The sequence below is a fragment of the Rhodanobacter sp. C01 genome, from assembly GCF_002001045.1.
GTDB lineage: Bacteria > Pseudomonadota > Gammaproteobacteria > Xanthomonadales > Rhodanobacteraceae > Rhodanobacter.
Map to the genome: position 1 here is coordinate 127,727 of NZ_MUNR01000014.1, position 16,776 is coordinate 144,502.

General features: G+C 64.2%; 15 protein-coding genes. 10 read left to right on the forward strand and 5 right to left on the reverse strand.

Annotated elements, in window-relative coordinates; genetic code table 11:
* Positions 1-49: 49 nt before the first annotated feature.
* Positions 50-1,702 carry an ATP-binding protein gene (locus tag B0E50_RS14800; RefSeq protein WP_077442112.1) on the reverse strand — a complete coding sequence of 551 codons (1,653 nt, stop codon included), beginning with the start codon at positions 1,700-1,702 and terminating at the stop codon, positions 50-52.
* Between the two features lie 285 nt (positions 1,703-1,987).
* On the opposite strand from B0E50_RS14800, the gene sucC reads away from it, so the two are divergent.
* The 3 genes from sucC (at position 1,988) to B0E50_RS14815 (ending at position 5,740) form a co-directional block, all read left to right on the forward strand.
* Positions 1,988-3,151, forward strand: coding sequence for an ADP-forming succinate--CoA ligase subunit beta (gene sucC / locus B0E50_RS14805; protein WP_077442113.1), 1,164 nt, complete (start codon positions 1,988-1,990; stop codon positions 3,149-3,151).
* A gap of 11 nt (positions 3,152-3,162) precedes the next feature.
* Positions 3,163-4,035 (forward strand): succinate--CoA ligase subunit alpha, encoded by an 873-nt coding sequence (gene sucD / locus B0E50_RS14810; RefSeq protein WP_077442114.1) that lies wholly within the window; start codon positions 3,163-3,165, stop codon positions 4,033-4,035.
* 73 nt (positions 4,036-4,108) lie between these two features.
* On the forward strand, positions 4,109-5,740 hold the full coding sequence (locus B0E50_RS14815) for an NAD+ synthase (protein WP_077442115.1): 1,632 nt from the start codon (positions 4,109-4,111) through the stop codon (positions 5,738-5,740).
* A 31-nt stretch (positions 5,741-5,771) separates the two neighbouring features.
* On the opposite strand, the gene yedA is transcribed toward B0E50_RS14815, so the two are convergent.
* Positions 5,772-6,680, reverse strand: coding sequence for a drug/metabolite exporter YedA (gene yedA / locus B0E50_RS14820; RefSeq protein WP_077442116.1), 909 nt, complete (start codon positions 6,678-6,680; stop codon positions 5,772-5,774).
* A gap of 121 nt (positions 6,681-6,801) precedes the next feature.
* The gene (locus B0E50_RS14825) at positions 6,802-7,080 is read right to left on the reverse strand and encodes a hypothetical protein (protein WP_077442117.1); all 279 of its coding nucleotides are present in this window, start codon (positions 7,078-7,080) and stop codon (positions 6,802-6,804) included.
* Between the two features lie 78 nt (positions 7,081-7,158).
* On the opposite strand from B0E50_RS14825, the gene B0E50_RS14830 reads away from it, so the two are divergent.
* The 3 genes from B0E50_RS14830 (at position 7,159) to cysN (ending at position 10,461) form a co-directional block, all read left to right on the forward strand.
* On the forward strand, positions 7,159-7,509 hold the full coding sequence (locus B0E50_RS14830) for a Rieske 2Fe-2S domain-containing protein (RefSeq protein WP_077442118.1): 351 nt from the start codon (positions 7,159-7,161) through the stop codon (positions 7,507-7,509).
* 142 nt (positions 7,510-7,651) lie between these two features.
* Positions 7,652-8,572: a sulfate adenylyltransferase subunit CysD gene (gene cysD, locus B0E50_RS14835; RefSeq protein ID WP_077442119.1), complete on the forward strand. Its 921-nt coding sequence runs from the start codon at positions 7,652-7,654 to the stop codon at positions 8,570-8,572.
* Positions 8,572-10,461, forward strand: a complete 1,890-nt coding sequence (gene cysN / locus B0E50_RS14840; protein WP_077442120.1) for a sulfate adenylyltransferase subunit CysN — start codon at positions 8,572-8,574, stop codon at positions 10,459-10,461. The genes cysD and cysN overlap by 1 nt, the downstream gene beginning before the upstream one ends.
* A gap of 120 nt (positions 10,462-10,581) precedes the next feature.
* Here cysN and B0E50_RS14845 read toward each other — a convergent pair whose 3' ends face one another.
* Positions 10,582-11,964: an L-serine ammonia-lyase gene (locus tag B0E50_RS14845; protein ID WP_077442121.1), complete on the reverse strand. Its 1,383-nt coding sequence runs from the start codon at positions 11,962-11,964 to the stop codon at positions 10,582-10,584.
* 77 nt (positions 11,965-12,041) lie between these two features.
* Here B0E50_RS14845 and B0E50_RS14850 point away from each other — a divergent pair, with 77 nt between their 5' ends.
* Entirely contained in the window at positions 12,042-12,269 is a 228-nt protein-coding gene (locus B0E50_RS14850; RefSeq protein ID WP_077442122.1) for a glutaredoxin family protein, read from the forward strand.
* Between the two features lie 98 nt (positions 12,270-12,367).
* On the opposite strand, the gene B0E50_RS18460 is transcribed toward B0E50_RS14850, so the two are convergent.
* Positions 12,368-13,726, reverse strand: a complete 1,359-nt coding sequence (locus B0E50_RS18460; RefSeq protein ID WP_077442123.1) for a 3-oxoacid CoA-transferase — start codon at positions 13,724-13,726, stop codon at positions 12,368-12,370.
* A 167-nt stretch (positions 13,727-13,893) separates the two neighbouring features.
* Here B0E50_RS18460 and B0E50_RS14860 point away from each other — a divergent pair, with 167 nt between their 5' ends.
* The 3 genes from B0E50_RS14860 (at position 13,894) to B0E50_RS14870 (ending at position 16,677) form a co-directional block, all read left to right on the forward strand.
* Positions 13,894-14,265 (forward strand): BlaI/MecI/CopY family transcriptional regulator, encoded by a 372-nt coding sequence (locus B0E50_RS14860; protein WP_077442124.1) that lies wholly within the window; start codon positions 13,894-13,896, stop codon positions 14,263-14,265.
* Positions 14,252-15,562, forward strand: coding sequence for a M56 family metallopeptidase (locus tag B0E50_RS14865; protein WP_077442125.1), 1,311 nt, complete (start codon positions 14,252-14,254; stop codon positions 15,560-15,562). The genes B0E50_RS14860 and B0E50_RS14865 overlap by 14 nt, the downstream gene beginning before the upstream one ends.
* A 119-nt stretch (positions 15,563-15,681) precedes the next feature.
* A complete protein-coding gene (locus B0E50_RS14870; RefSeq protein ID WP_077442126.1) occupies positions 15,682-16,677 on the forward strand; it encodes an isoaspartyl peptidase/L-asparaginase in 996 nt (331 codons plus the stop codon).
* The last annotated feature ends 99 nt before the right edge of the window (positions 16,678-16,776 follow it).

Sequence of the window (16,776 nt, forward strand, 5' to 3'; positions counted from 1 at the left end):
CTGTCCTCGTGGCGTTTCCGGGAAGCTCGCAGTGGCCACGCCCGGAACATCAGCGCGTGGCGACCTGGACAGTCTCTGTCGCGTCGGCGGGACCACGTGCAGGCGGCGTCAGCACCAGCCGGAAACAGCTGCCGCCACCAGCCACGCGGACATATTCCAGTGATGCCTGATTGGCCTCGCTCATCTGCCGGGCCAGGTACAGGCCCAGGCCGGTGCCGTATTCGTGGGTGGTGTAGAACGGCTCGAAGATCTGTGCGGCCACTTTCGGTGCGATGCCGGGGCCACGGTCGATCACTTCCAGGATCGGCACGCCGTGTTCACCCTGCCGGGTCACCACCATCACCCGCGCCGGCTCGCCGGGCAGGCGGCCGTAGCGCAGCGCGTTCTGCACCAGGTTCCACAGCACTTGTTGCAGCTGTTGCGGATCCGCCACCGCCGCGACCGGCGCCCCGTTGCTGGTGATCGCCCGCAGCGAGTCACCGCCGAGGTCGTTGCCCTGGGCGTATTCCTCGACGAAGGCCTGCACCCAGTGGCCGAGATCCAGGGTCTCCGGCCGCGAGCGTTCGCGCCGGGACAGCTGCAGGATGTTCTCGATGATCTCGTTGAGCCGGATGCAGTGGTTGTTGATGATCTCGACCATGCGCTGGTCGGTGGCGTCCATGCTGGTCGACTCGGCCAGCAATTGTGCCGAGTAGCGGATCGCCGCCAGCGGGTTGCGGATCTCATGCGCGATCGAGGCGGACAGCCGGCCGAGCGAACTGAGCGTGAGTTCCTCCGCACGGCGCGACAGCAGCGAGGTGTCGTCGAGGAAGATCAGCACGTGCGAGTCGTCGTTCGGCGCCAACCGGGTGAAGCGCGGTACCACCTCGGGCACGCCGTCGGCCAGCTGGGTGGCGGTCTCGTCCAGCTTTCCTGAGGTCATCCAGTGATAAAGCCGGCGCGACAACTCCGGCGCCAGCTGACCCAGGTCGCGCTGGTCGGCGCGGGGGTTGCCCATCAGCATCCAGGCCGATTCGTTGATCTGGTGGATGCGGTTGGCGTCGTCGACCAGCAGCACACCGGTCTTCATGCGACGGATGATCAGCTCGTTGATCTGCGAGAGGTTGGCCAGGTCGGTGCTGCGTTGCTCGGCCAGCGCCTCGGTGGCACGCAACTGGCGGCCAAGCACATGGCACAACGTGGTGCTGGCGAAATACGCCAGCCCGAACAGCGCGGCTTCGAGCAGGTCGCGATCACCGGGGTTGTCCGGCGCGCCGAAGAAGGTATGGCCGAGGATGCCCAGCGTGGCCAGAGCGGCGAAGAAGCTGGACAGTCGCAGCGGCAGGATCAGCGCACCGGCGCTCAGGTTCACCGCCAGCATCATCGCGATGCCGATGCGCGCATCGTGCATCGCGGCAATCGCCAGCACGGCGGCGAAGATATCCACCGCCAGGGTCACCGAAACCGCCATGCTGGCGTAGGCCATGCTGCGCCGGTTGAACAGCAGGGCGACCAGCGCAAAGATCAGATACGCCGCGGCCACACCGTGGGCAAGCTGGGGAGAGGCCAGCTTGGGCCAACCGATGCCCGCCGGACTGAAAGCCAGGCCGACATAAACCAGCGCCTGCACCAACCGGAACGTGTTGAGGAAGGTCAGCTCATGGCGGATGGTCGTGATACCGCCCCCCGTGCGGGTGGCGGAGAAGGGTGGCGCGCTGGACACGTGGCGGGCACTCCATGGCTGTACCGGACCAGTATAGACGGGCTGATCGGCGTTGGAACGGGGCCCTGAAGCGCCAGAAAACAGGCCTGCGGGGCGGTCTGCGCACGCGGCCCTTTCCATTGCAGCCCGCTTCCGCGAAAATAGGCGGCCGTATTGCGCGGTTTTGCCGATTCACTGGCATGCGTACTGCATCCGGCAGCGCGACACACCGCTGTGCGACCTTCCTGACCCACGTCCTGTTCAAGCGTGCGGCCGTCATGTTTTCCCGTTCGCTCGAGGTATCGAATGAATTTCCACGAATACCAGGCCAAAGAACTGTTCGCGCAGTACGGCATTGCCGTGCCGCCGGGCAAAGTTGCCAACTCTCCCGACGCCGCCGTCGATGCCGCCAAGCACCTTGGCGGTACGCAATGGATGGTCAAGGCGCAGATCCATGCCGGTGGCCGCGGCAAGTCCGGTGGCGTCAAGTTCTGCCGCAGTCTTGATGATGTGCGTGCCGCCGCCAAGGGCATGCTCGGCACCCACATGGAAACCTACCAGTCCGCCGGCCGTGCGCTGCCGGTGAACCTGGTGCTGGTGACCGATGCCACCAATATCGCCCGTGAGCTGTACCTGTCGATCCTGGTCGACCGCGACAGCAAGTCGGTGTCCTTCATCGCCTCCAAGCATGGCGGCGTGGACATCGAGCAGGTCGCCAAGGACACGCCGGAAGACATCCACACGATCGTGGTGGACTTCGTCGAAGGCCTGCAGCCGTACCAGTGCCGCCAGCTCGGTTTCGCGATGGATCTCACCGCCAAGCAGGTGAACCAGCTGACCAAGATCATGCTGGGCCTGTACAAGCTGTTCAACGAGAAGGATCTGGCGCTGGTCGAGCTGAACCCGCTCGCCGTGCTGGAAGACGGCAACCTCGCCGCGCTCGATGGCAAGGTCAACTCCGACGACAACGCCGAGTTCCGTCACCCCGATCTGGCTGCGATGCGCGACCTGACCCAGGAAGACGCCGCCGAAGCCGCCGCGGTACAGAACAACCTCAACTACGTGACGATGGATGGCTCGATCGGCTGCATGGTCAACGGTGCCGGCCTGGCGATGGCCACGATGGACGTGATCAAGCTGGCAGGCGGTGAGCCGGCCAACTTTCTCGACGTTGGCGGCGGTGCCACCAAGGAGCGCGTCACCGAGGCGTTCAAGCTGATCCTGTCCTCGGACAAGGTGCGCTGCATCCTGGTCAACATCTTCGGCGGCATCGTGCGCTGCGACCTGATCGCCGAGGGCATCATCGCCGCGGTGAAGGAAGTGGGCCTGAAAATCCCCGTGGTGGTGCGTCTGCAGGGCACCAATGTCGAGAAGGGCCGCGAACTGCTGGCCAACTCCGGCCTGGCGATCACGCCGGCCGATGATCTCAACGACGCGGCGCAGAAAGCCGTGGCTGCGGCCAAGGGCTGAGGAGTAATCGAATGAGCGTTCTCGTCAACAAGAACACCAAGGTGATCGTGCAGGGTTTCACCGGCCAGCAGGGCACCTTCCACGCCGAACAGGCGATCGACTACGGCACCAAGGTGGTCGGTGGCGTGACCCCGGGCAAGGGCGGTTCCGAGCACATCGGCTTGCCGGTCTTCAATTCGGTGGATGAAGCCGTACTGGAAACCGGCGCCGACGCGTCGGTGATCTTCGTGCCGCCGCCGTTCGCGGCCGACTCGATCCTGGAAGCGATCGACGCCGGCATCAAGGTGATCGTGGCGATCACCGAGGGCATCCCGGTGCTGGACATGCTGCGCGTGAAGAATGTGCTCGCACAGCATCCGGAAACCGTGCTGATCGGGCCGAACTGCCCCGGCATCATCACCCCGGGCGAGTGCAAGATCGGCATCATGCCGGGCCACATCCACATGCCGGGCAAGGTCGGCATCGTGTCGCGTTCCGGCACGCTGACCTACGAGGCCGTGTTCCAGACCACCAACGAAGGCCTGGGCCAGTCCACCTGCATCGGCATCGGCGGCGACCCGATCAATGGCCTGAGCTTCATCGACTGCCTCAAGCTGTTCCAGGACGACCCGCAGACCGAAGGCATCATCATGGTCGGCGAGATCGGTGGCAGCGCCGAGGAAGACGCGGCCGAGTTCATTGCCGAGTACGTGACCAAGCCGGTGGTGTCGTTCATCGCCGGTGCCTCGGCCCCTCCGGGCAAGCGCATGGGCCATGCCGGTGCGATCATCTCCGGTGGCAAGGGCACGGCAGCGGCGAAGTTCGCTGCGCTGGAGAAGGCTGGCGTCACCACGGTGAAGTCGCCGGCCGATCTGGGCAAGACGCTCGCGAAGCTGATGAAGTAAGTCAGCCGCAGCGCGTAAAATACGAAGGCCGCGATTCTCAGGATCGCGGCCTTCGTCATTCTGGAGCACGATCATGGCAAGGCTGCGACTGGCACTGGCCCAACACGATTTCCCGGTGGGTGCGGTGGCGGCGAATGCCGCGAAGGTGGGCGACCTGATCGCACAGGCACGCACCGGCGGTGCCGAACTGGTGGTGTTTCCCGAGCTCACCCTGAGCGGCTATCCACCGGAGGACCTGTTGTTGCGGCCGAGTTTCCTGGCGGCCTGCGACAGCGAGTTGGCTGCATTGGCCACCGCGACCAATGGCGTCGCGGCGCTGGTCGGCCATCCGCACAGCGAGGGTGAGGTATACAACGCTGCCAGCCTGCTGCGCGGCGGCCGTGTCGAGGTCACCGCCCACAAGCAGGCGCTGCCGAATTACGGTGTGTTCGACGACAAGCGCTATTTCCGTCCGGGCCACACAACGGCCACCTCGGTGATCGACGGTGTGTGCATCGGATTGCTGGTCTGCGAAGACATCTGGCAGCCCGAACCGGCGGCACAGGCCGCGGCAGCCGGTGCCGAGCTGATCGTGGTGATAAATGCCTCGCCATGGGACAACGCCAAGCAGACAGAACGCGAGAGGGTGCTGATTGAGCGCGCACGCGAAACCGGTTGTGCGATCGTCTATCTGAACCTGGTCGGCGGCCAGGACGAAGTGGTCTATGACGGTGCTTCGCTGCTGGTCAACGGCGACGGTTCGATCGCTGCACGTGCACCGGCCTTCGTCGACGCGCTGCTGTGGGCCGAGTTCGATCCGGCGACACGCACGCTGCACGCCGAGGGCTGGCCGGTACCCGCCGATACATGCATCGAGGCCACGCTTTACGCCGCCTTGGTACGCGGTACCCGCGACTACATCGACAAGAACGGTTTCGGCGGCGTGCTGCTCGGCCTGTCCGGCGGCATCGATTCTGCGCTGACCCTGGCGCTGGCGGTCGATGCGCTGGGCGCGCAGCGGGTCACCGCGGTGATGATGCCGACCCGCTACACCTCGCAGCTGTCGCTGGATGGCGCGCGTGCGCAAGCTGTGCAGTTGGGCGTCGACTATCACGTGATCGACATCGAACAGACCTACCAGTCCTTCGTCGACGCATTGACGCCTGCCTTTGCCGGCAAGGGTGCCGACACCACCGAGGAAAACCTGCAGTCGCGCACCCGCGGCGTGATGCTGATGGCACTGTCGAACAAGCATGGTCGCTTGCTGCTGGCGACCGGCAACAAGAGCGAGATGGCGGTGGGTTATGCCACGCTGTACGGCGACATGTGCGGTGCCTACGCGCCGTTGAAGGATGTCTACAAGACCGTGGTGTACAAGCTGTCGCGCTGGCGCAACGCGCATGCCGCACGGCAGGGCGAGCCGGAGTGCATTCCGTCGGCGGTGATCGAGCGTCCGCCGTCCGCCGAGCTGCGCGACAACCAGACCGACCAGGATTCACTGCCGCCCTATGACGAGCTGGATGCGATTCTCGAGCGCTTCATCGAGGGCGAGCAATCGCAGGCCGAAATCGCCGCGCAAGGCTTTCACGCGGACACTGTGCGCAGGGTGGTGCGACTGGTGCTGCTGAACGAGTTCAAGCGCAGGCAGTCGGCGCCGGGGCCGCGTGTGACTACGCGGGCGTTCGGTCGTGAGCGGCGTTATCCGATCACTTCCGGCTGGCGTTGAGGCAGGGTTTTCGGCGGTGTGGCGGGCGGCGTCAGCGCGCCCTTTTCTGTTTCGCCAGGGTGATCACCACCACGCCGATCAGGATGACCGCCATCCCGGCAAGATCGTACGGACCGATGTGCTCGCCGGCCAGCAATACGCCGAACAACACGGCTACGGGCGGATTCACATATGCATAGCTGGTGCTCAGTGCCGGTCGCGCATGTTTCAGCACATACAGATAGGCGCTGAACGCGATCAGCGAACCGAACACAGCCAGATAGACCACCGCCAGGGTGGCGCGTGTGGTCGGATGTGCGGGCAGGTGCTCGCCGCTGGCGAAGCCGAAGATCAGCAAGGCGACGCTGGCGCAGAGCATCTGTGCGGCGGTGTTCATCGGCCCCGGTGGCATGTCGCGCCGGCGACTCCAGGCCGAGCCGAACGCCCAGCACATGGCAGCCACCAGCAGCGCCATCGCGCCGAGTCGTGAGCCGGACAGGCTGCTGCCCAGGTTCAGCACGATCACGCCGGCAAAGCCGATCGCCAGACCGATGCTCTCGCGCCGGTTCGGCCACTCGCCATACATGCCGGAGAACAGCGCGGCGAACAGCGGCATGCTGGCCACCGCCACGGCGGCAATCCCGGAGCTCACCCGCTCTTCGGCAAAACAGACCAAGCCGTTGCCGAAGCCGAGCAGCAGCACGCCGGTGAACGCCGCGTTGCGCCATTGCAAGCGCGTCGGCGGCGCGATGCCGCGCAGGCGCAGGAAGGCGTAGAGCGCGGTGCCGGCGCAGACGAAGCGCACGCCGGCAAGCAGGAATGGCGGGTAGCTTTCCAGCGCGTAACGGATGCCCAGATAGGTCGAGCCCCAGATCACGTAAAGCGCAAACAGCGCCAGTGGAATCAGTACGTGGGGGTCACTCAGGCGATGCGGCGTGTCGGCCGCAGGGTGGTTGGACATGGGAGCGGATCGTGTGGGGACGGCGCATTATCCGCGAGCCCACCGGATTTTGTGAGCGCGACTGCGGGCGCCGCGCTGTCCGAATCGTGATTGCCGTATCGCCTGTTCGATCGGCGACGGCTCAGTGGGCGACGGGACGGCCCTGCCGGATCACCACGAACTCGCCTTCCAGTACGTCAGGTTGATGCTGGCCATGAGTGGCAGCGGGCTGCGCGGCCAGCTTGCGGCCATGCTTCCACTGGCGCCAGGCGAGCAACAGGCCTCCGCCAACCAGCAGTACACCTGCCACCACCAGGCCGAACACCAGCAGCACGCCAATCAGTGCGATACCAACCAGCAGCGACAGCGCACGAAGCAGCGGATGACGGGAACGGCGCATGGAGGGCATGGAGAAGTACATGTGTTAAAAATCCGTGTGTTAAAATCAATGACTTACGCGTGCAACCATGGGGCTGTCGAGCCCGCGAGACAAGTGCCGATGGATACAGTGACCACCGTCCCCCCGTTGTGCAACCTGGACGAAATTCCGGACGGCGGGGCCATTGCTGTCGATGCACTGCTTCCCGAGGGCGTAGAAAGTCTGATCCTGTTGCGAAAGGGGGGACAGGTACGCGGCTATCTCAACATCTGTCCGCATGCGGGACGTCGACTGGATTACGCGCCGGGCAAGTTCCTGCTGAAGAGCGACACACTGATCTGCGCCGTGCACGGTGCCACTTTCAACCAGGCCGATGGACTGTGTGTCGCTGGTCCTTGTCGCGGTGAACACCTGCGCGAAGTTGCCCTGCGGGTGGAGGGCGATGCCGTTCACCTGACCACCTCCTCGTAGCGGCCTTCGCCATCGACGCCGGCAACCTCGTGTGCAATGCCGCAGATGTCCGTTGCGTGTGCCGCATATGGATAAATCCGCTGGTCATTACTCAAACGACACCGCCCCGACTAGAATCCCTGCGAATATCAACGGCAGCAACATGACCAACATCGACACGCTTGCGCACGCATCGCACCTGAATCAGCTGGAGTCGGAAAGCATCCACATCCTGCGCGAGGTGGCGGCCGAGTTCCGCAACCCGGTGATGATGTATTCGATCGGCAAGGACTCCTCGGTGCTGCTGCACCTGCTTCAGAAGGCGTTTTATCCGGCGCCGCCGCCGATCCCGCTGCTGCACGTGGACACGACGTGGAAATTCCGCGAGATGATCGCGTTCCGCGATCGCCGCGCGCAGGAAACCGGCTGCCGGTTGATCGTGCATATCAATCAGGATGGCGTGGCGCAGGGCATCGGCCCATTCAGTCATGGTGCGACCGTGCATACCGACGTGATGAAGACCCAGGCGCTGAAGCAGGCGCTGGACAAGTACCAGTTCGACGCCGCGATCGGCGGCGCACGCCGCGACGAGGAGAAGTCGCGCGCCAAGGAGCGCGTGTTCTCGTTCCGCAATGCACAGCATCGCTGGGATCCGAAGAGCCAGCGGCCGGAGCTGTGGAACCTCTACAACGCGCGCATCGCCAAGGGCGAGAGCGTGCGCGTGTTCCCGCTGTCGAACTGGACGGAGCTGGACATCTGGCTATACATCTACCGCGAGAAGATCGAGGTGCCGTCGCTGTACCTCGCCGCCGAGCGGCCGGTGGTCGAGCGCGACGGCACGCTGATCATGGTCGACGACGAGCGCATGCCGCTGCGCCCGGGCGAGATCCCGCAAATGCGCAAGGTGCGTTTCCGCACACTGGGTTGCTATCCCCTGACAGGCGCGATCGAGTCCGAGGCCGATACCTTGCCGGCCGTCATCCAGGAAATGCTGGTGGCACGCACCTCCGAGCGCCAGGGTCGGGTAATCGACCATGATCCGTCCGCGTCGATGGAGAAGAAGAAGCAGGAGGGTTATTTCTGATGCGCACGGAGCATGACGCGAGCACGGCGATCGACGCCTACCTGCAGCAGCACGAAACCAAGAGCCTGCTGCGTTTCATCACCTGCGGCAGCGTGGACGATGGCAAGAGCACCCTGCTCGGGCGCCTGCTGTACGACAGCAAGCTGCTGTTCGACGACCAGCTGGCCGCGCTGAAAGGCGACAGCCTGCGCCACGGCACGCAGAACGGCGAGCTGGATTTCGCCTTGTTGGTCGATGGCCTCTCCGCCGAGCGCGAGCAGGGCATCACGATCGACGTTGCCTACCGTTTCTTCGGCACCGAGCGGCGCAAGTTCATCGTCGCCGACTGCCCCGGCCACGAGCAGTACACGCGCAACATGGCCACTGGTGCTTCCACTGCCGATCTCGCGGTGGTGCTGGTCGACGCACGCAAGGGCCTGCTGACGCAGACGCGCCGGCATACCTATATCTGCGCGCTGCTCGGCATCCGCCATGTGCTGCTGGCCGTGAACAAGATGGATCTGATCGATTACTCCGAGGACGTGTTCCGCACGATCGAGGCGGACTATCGCGAGCTGGCTGCCTCGATGGACATCACACAGGTCAGCGCGGTGCCGCTGTCGGCACTGCGTGGCGAAAATGTCAGCAGTCGTTCGGACCGCATCGACTGGTACGACGGTCCCAGCCTGCTGGAGCATCTGGAGACGGTGCAGGTCGCGCATGTGGCCGACGATGTCGGCTTCCGCCTGCCGGTACAGTGGGTATGCCGGCCCGATCAGAATTTCCGCGGCTACGCAGGCCATGTCGTCGCCGGTCAGATTGTGCCGGGCGATGAAGTGGTGGTGCTGCCGAGTGGCGCCCGTTCACGGGTGGCACGCATCGTCACGGCCGACGGCGATCTGCCGCGCGCCAGGTCTGGCGATGCAGTCACGCTGACGCTGACCGACGAGCGCGACATCAGTCGTGGCGACGTCATCGCCGCGGCCACGCAACCACCACAGGTGGCCGATCAGTTCGCCGCGCACCTGCTGTGGATGGGTGAGGCGCCGCTGCTGCCTGGGCGATCCTACTGGCTGAAGATCGGCGCACGCACGGTCAGTGCGCAGGTCACCGAGATCAAGCACAAGGTCGACGTCAACACGCAGGAAGCACTGGCCGCCAAGCGGCTGGAGTTGAACGAGGTGGGTTATTGCAACCTCAGCCTGGATCACGCCATCGCGTTCGAGGCGTATGCACACTGCCGCGAGATGGGCGCGTTCATCCTGATCGACCGACAGAGCAACGGCACGGTGGCTGCCGGAACGCTGAACTTCGCCCTGCGTCGTGCCGACAATATCCACTGGCAGCACACCGATGTCGACCGTGCGGCGAGGGCACGGATCAAGGGGCAGGCGCCTGCCTGCCTGTGGTTCACCGGCCTGTCCGGCTCGGGCAAATCGACTGTGGCCAATCTGGCGGAGAAGCGTCTGCACGCACGCGGCTATCACACCTACATGCTGGACGGCGACAACGTGCGCCATGGCCTCAACCGTGATCTGGGCTTCACCGATGAGGACCGCGTCGAGAACATCCGCCGCGTGGCCGAAGTGGCGAAACTGATGGTGGATGCCGGCCTGATCGTGCTGGTCTCGTTCATCAGCCCGTTCCGCAGCGAGCGACGCATGGCACGGGATCTTTTTGGCGAAGGCGAGTTCAGGGAAGTCTTCATGGACGCGCCACTGGAGCTGTGCGAACGGCGCGACGTCAAGGGGCTCTATGCGAAGGCACGTGCCGGCGAGATCCGCAATTTCACCGGCATCGACTCGCCCTATGAGCCGCCGGAGCATGCCGAGATACATCTGCGGGCCGCCGAGCACACTGCCGAGGCGATGGCGGAGCAGGTGATCGAAACGCTGCTTGGAAAACACTGACTGGCGACACGCGCTCCACGGCGATCAAGGCCGGGCGGAGTCGTTGTTTTTCACGTTGCCGGTGTTGAGAGCGAGCCGTGAACCGGCGAGCGGTGAAATGGTGTCATCGGCCTCGTGCGTCTAGCACTCGATCACGTTGACTGCGAGGCCACCGCGCGAGGTCTCTTTATACTTGTCCTTCATATCGCGGCCGGTATCGCGCATGGTCTTGATCACCTTATCGAGCGAAACGCGGTGCTTGCCATCGCTCTTCAGCGCCATGCGGCTGGCGTTGATCGCCTTGACCGAACCCATCGCGTTGCGTTCGATGCAGGGGATCTGCACGAGGCCGCCGATCGGATCGCAGGTGAGTCCGAGGTTGTGTTCCATGCCGATTTCAGCGGCGTTCTCCACCTGCATCACGCTGCCGCCGAGTGCGGCGGTGAGGCCGCCGGCAGCCATCGAGCAGGCCACGCCGACCTCGCCCTGACAACCCACTTCGGCGCCCGAGATCGAGGCGTTTTCCTTGTACAGGATGCCGATTGCGGCGGCGGTCAACAGATAGTCGACGATGCCGTCGTCGTTCGCCTTGGGGCAGAAGCGCAGGTAGTAGTGGCCCACCGCCGGCACGATGCCTGCCGCACCATTCGTCGGCGCAGTGACCACGCGACCGCCGGCGGCGTTCTCCTCGTTCACCGCCAGTGCGTAGAGGTTCACCCAGTCGAGGATGGTCAGCGGATCGCGCAGTGCGGCTTCCGGCTGGGTGCGCAACTCTTCGGCCATCGCCGGGGCGCGACGGGCCACTTTCAGGCCACCGGGCAACGTGCCGGGCGAGCGCAGGCCGCGGTCGACGCAGTCCTGCATCGCCTTCCAGATCGTCAGCAGGCCGGCGCGGGTTTCCGCTTCGGGACGCCACACGCTCTCGTTCGCCATCATCAGCCGGGCTATCGTCATGCCGTGCTGCTTGCACAGCGCCAGCATCTGGTCGCCGGTGGAGAACGGGTAGGGCTGCTCGGTGGTGTCGGCGACGATGCGGTCTTCCGCCGCTTCGTCGTGGTTCACCACGAAGCCGCCGCCGACCGAGTAGTAATCGCGCGTGGCCAGTTCGTTGCCGTCGGCGTCATACGCGCTGAAGCGCATGCCATTGGTGTGGAACGGCAGCTTCTGGCGCTTGTTGAAGACCAGGTCGCGTTTTTCGTCAAACTCGATCTCGTGCTTGCCGAGCACGCGAATGTGGTGCGAGGTGCGGATGCGCTTGAGGATTTCCGGGATCTTGTCAGGGTCGACGGTATCCGGATGTTCGCCCTCGAAACCGAGCAGCACGGCCTTGTCGGTGCCGTGACCACGGCCGGTCATCGCCAGCGAGCCGTACAGTTCGGCGCGCACACGGGTTACCCGGTCGAGCACGCCTTTCTCTTCCAGCCAGCGTTCGGCGAAACGTGCCGCCGCGCGCATCGGTCCGACCGTATGCGAGGAGGACGGGCCAATGCCGATCTTGAACAGGTCGAATACGCTGACGGCCATGGGTTTGCTGCTGGGGAAGGGAGTGAACCGGCTATTCTACGCGGCGTGTCCGCCTTTGGCAGTCCATTCGCAAGCGCATGTCCAACCTGATCCTGTACCAGCGCGATTATTGCCACCTGTGCGACCTGGCGCTGGCCGTGCTGGCCGAGGCGCGTGCGCCGGAGTTCGACAGCGTGTGGGTGGATGACGCGGTCGAACTGGAACAGCGCTATGGCACGCGGGTGCCGGTGCTGCGCGATGCGCGTGATGGGCGCGAGCTGGACTGGCCGTTCGATGCGGTAGCGGTACGCGCGTTTCTTGCGTAGGAGCGCACCCTGTGCGCGAATGCTCTGATGTTGATCGGAGCGATGAGCATTCGCGCACAGGGTGCGCTCCTACAAGGCGTCGATGGGTGTGGTGCCGGTCAGCTGCCCAGTGAAGCGGCCACCGTAAACGCGCAACCGGTCTTCGCTTTCACGTCGGCCAATGTCACGCCAGCCTGCAGCTCGATCAGGGTCAGGCCCTTGCCTTTCTCGACCTCGAACACGCACAGGTCGGTGATGATCAGGTCGACCACTTGCTTGCCGGTCAGCGGCAGGTCGCAGGAGTCCTTGATCTTCGGCGAGCCGTCTTTCGCGTTGTGCTCCATCAGCACCACCACGCGCCTGACGCCGCTGACCAGATCCATCGCGCCGCCCGGACCCTTGACCATCTTGCCCGGCACCATCCAATTCGCAAGATCGCCATGCGCGGAGACTTCCAGGCCGCCGAGGATCGAGAGATCGATATGGCCGCCGCGGATCATCGCGAACGACTCGGCGCTGGAAAAGAAGCTCGAACCGGGCAAGGTGGTGATGGTCTGCTTGCCGGCATTGATCAGGTCCGGATCGATCTGGTCCTCGGCGGGGAACGGGCCGATGCCGAGCAGGCCGTTCTCCGATTGCAGGATCACGTCCATGCCTGCGGGAATGAAGTTTGCCACCAGGGTCGGGATGCCGATGCCGAGGTTGACGTAGAAGCCGTCGCGCAGTTCCTTCGCTGCGCGCTGCGCCATCGCGGTACGGATCGGACTTTCCTTGCCGGTGTTGGCGCCGGCGATGGTGCGGAACTCGATGCGCTTCTCGTAGTTGGCACCCTGGATGATGCGGTCGACGTAGATGCCAGGTACGTGGATGTTGTCCGGATCGAGCGTGCCGACCTCGACCAGCTCCTCGACCTCGGCCACGCAGATCTTGCCGCAGGTGGCGATCATCGGGTTGAAGTTGCGCGCGGTCTCGCGGAATACCAGGTTGCCGAGGCGGTCGCCCTTCCATGCCTTCACGATCGAGACGTCGGCGTGGATGGCTTCCTCCAGCACATATTCCTTGTCGCCAAAGACCTTGGTCTCCTTGCCTTCGGCCAGCTTGGTGCCATAGCCCGTGCGCGTATAGAAACCGGGGATGCCGGCGCCACCGGCGCGCAGCTTCTCGGCCAGCGTGCCCTGCGGGGTCAGGTGCAGTTCCAGCTCGCCGGCCAGCACCTGGCGCTCGAATTCCTTGTTCTCGCCCACGTAGGAGGCGTACACGCGCTTCACCTGATGCGTCTTCAGCAGCGGACCCATGCCGAAATCATCCACGCCTGCATTGTTGCCGACGATGGTCAGGCCCTTGGTGCCGGCTTCCAGCAGCGCGCCGATCAGATTCTCGGGGATGCCGCACAGGCCGAAGCCGCCGGCAGCGAGGGTCATGTCGTCGAACAGCAGTCCGTCGAGAGCCTTGGCTGCGCTTGGGTAAACCTTGTCCATTGCCTTGCCTTCCTGCAGGGAGAGTCAGCTGCCAAGGATACGACGGTTTGGCTCGGGGCGGCCTCGTACCAAGGTCGCATGCCACGTGGCGGGCCGGAATTTCGGGCCTTGACGCGATCATTTACGCGTGTAAACATCATGTCACTTACACGTGTAAACGGTGACCCATGGCAATCAGCGAAGCGGAAGCAGTGGTGATGGACGTGCTGTGGCGCGAAGCACCACGCACAGCCGAGGACATCCTCGCCGAAGTCGGCCCGGCGCAGGACTGGCAGGAGGGCACAGTGAAGTCCCTGCTCAATCGCCTGCTGCGGAAAAAGGCCGTGCACGCCGAGCGCGACGGTCGCCGTTACTTGTACACACCGCTGCTCACTCGTGAGCAGTACGTCCAGCAGGAGAGCAAGGGCCTGCTCGACCGTCTCTTCGGCGGCCGAGTGGCGCCGCTGGTCGCGCATTTCTCCGAGCAGCGCAAGCTGTCGAAGAAGGACATTGCCGAACTGCGGAAGCTGCTGCAGGAGCTCGACGATGAACAGCATTGAGTCGGCAAGTGTCGACTGGATCGGGCATGGCTGGCTGCTGATCCTCGCGTTCACCGCAGCGGTGCTTGTCGTTGCGGCGCTACGCAAACCATGCTGCCGTCTGTTCGGTGCCGAGCGCGCGTTCCAGCTGTGGCTGCTGCCACCACTGGCGATGGTGGCCAGTCAGTTGTCGCATGCGCCCATGGCACAAGTGGTCGCGCTGCCAGCGGTTGTGTTCACGATCACCTCGGCGGCCACCACGCTGCCGGCGCATGTCGCGGAGTCGAATGGTCTTGACTGGCGGACATGGATGGCACTGCTCTGGCTGGCTGGCATGTTAGTCAGCGTGACACTGGCTGCCATCGCACAGTCGCGTTATCGCGATCGCCTGCATGGAGCCACGAGAGTGGTCGACCTGTCGCTGCGCTGGCCGGTTTGGCGAGCAGCCGGGACGGATGTCGGACCTGCCCTGGTCGGTGCCTGGCGAATCCGCATCGTGCTGCCGGCCGATTTCGAACACCGCTACGATGCCACTGAACGTGCACTGATCCTCGCCCACGAAACGATGCATGCGCGTCGTCACGATGGCTGGTGGTGCCTGCTCGCACAGGCAGTTGTTGCCGTGTTCTGGTTCCATCCATTGGCGTGGTGGCTGCTTTCGGCGTTGCGCCACGATCAGGAACTGGCCTGTGACGCCGCTGTGCTGCGCGAGCACGGCACGCGGCGGCGCAGCTATGTGAATGCCATGTTGAAAACCCAATCGGCCACGTTCGCGTTGCCGATTGGTTGTAGCTGGTCACCTCGTCATCCACTTATGGAGCGTATTGCCATGTTGAAACAGAACCCACCAAATGCATTTCGGCGTCTCGCCAGCGGTTTTACAATGATATTGCTGATTGCCGGTTTTGCTGGAGCGGTATACGCCGCTGTGCCACCAGGCAAGACAAGCCTTGGTGCCGCCTCGGATCGATACACGTTGAAGATGGATGTTGCTTTCGATGGCAAGCCTGCCGAAATGCATTTCACCCAGTGCCTCAAGCCCGGCGAGTACGTCCATGTGAGCGGGGTTAGTACTGGTGTGCCGCCATGGAAGGGGCGGTTCGCAGTCATGTCGACGGTGGGTGGGCAGATCGAAATACATGGCGAAATGGTTGGGGGTACCTTGCACGAGGCATCACACCCAATCGTGCGAACCAAGCCCGGTCAGTTGGCCACGATCCTGTTTGGCACCCGCGTCTCCGGGAAGCCGGGCGAAATGGAAGTCACTGGTGGCGAACAGAGCATCAAGGTTGATCTGACTCCCAGTACCGGTTGCTGATCCATTGAGTTGCTCCAGTAGCGGTAGTGCAGCTGGCTATACTCATCCCACCCCATGGGGAGAGTGAAGTGAAGCCGCTCCATTTATTCGTTACCGTTTCCATACTCGGAATCGCAAGCATGAGCCATGCCGCCGTCTCGCCCGTATTGGTGATCCACGGCGGCGCTGGCGTGGTCAAGCGCGAGATGACGCCGGCGAGGGAGAAGGCCATCCGCGCGGCGATGACGCTGGCATTGCAGAACGGCTACGCCAAGCTCAAGGCGGGCAAGCCGGCGCTGGATGCGGTGACGGCAGCGATCACCGTTCTGGAGGACGATCCGAACTTCAACGCCGGCAAGGGCGCGGTGTTCACCCATGACGGCAAGAACGAAATGGACGCGGCGATCATGGACGGCAATACCCTGAGTGCCGGTTCCGTAGCCGACGTTCAACGGGTGAAGAACCCGATCCTGCTGGCGCAGGCGGTGATGGAGCATTCACCGCATGTGATGCTGGCCGGCGACGGGGCCGAGGAGTTTGCCAAGGAGCAGGGCATCACCTTGGTCGACCCTTCGTACTTTCGCACCGAGGAGCGCTGGCAGCAGCTGCAGAAAGCCTTGAAGGAAGATGCGGCGAAGCAGCCGCATGCGGACGTCGATACGGCGAAACACTTCGGCACGGTCGGTGCGGTGGCGCTGGATGTCGAAGGCCATCTCGCTGCCGGCACCTCCACCGGCGGCATGACCGACAAGCGCTGGGGACGCATCGGCGATTCGCCGATCATCGGCGCAGGTACTTATGCCAACAGCGGTTGTGCGGTGTCCGGTACCGGCTGGGGCGAGTACTACATCCGCACCGTCGCCGCACACGAGATCTGCATGATGGTGACCCAGATGCGCGTGCCGTTGAAGCGTGCCGCCGCGCAGGTGGTCAACCAGGAGATCCCGTCGATGGGCGGCAACGGCGGTGCGATCGCGCTGGATGCGGAGGGCCATATCGCGATTCCATTCAACACCGACGGCATGTATCGCGGCTGGATCGGCGCCGATGGCGTGCCACATGTGGCGATCTACGGGGACGAAGACGATGGCACGGCCGAGCCGCCGGCGCCGGCCGACAGCACGGCGCAGCCCTGATCACAGGGCTCGATGGCATCTGCCTGCGCGTGACGCACACACGCCTGCTGTCCCCCGTCGTGACTGCCGATGCGGAGTCGGCGGCCAGCAGGGGGCTGG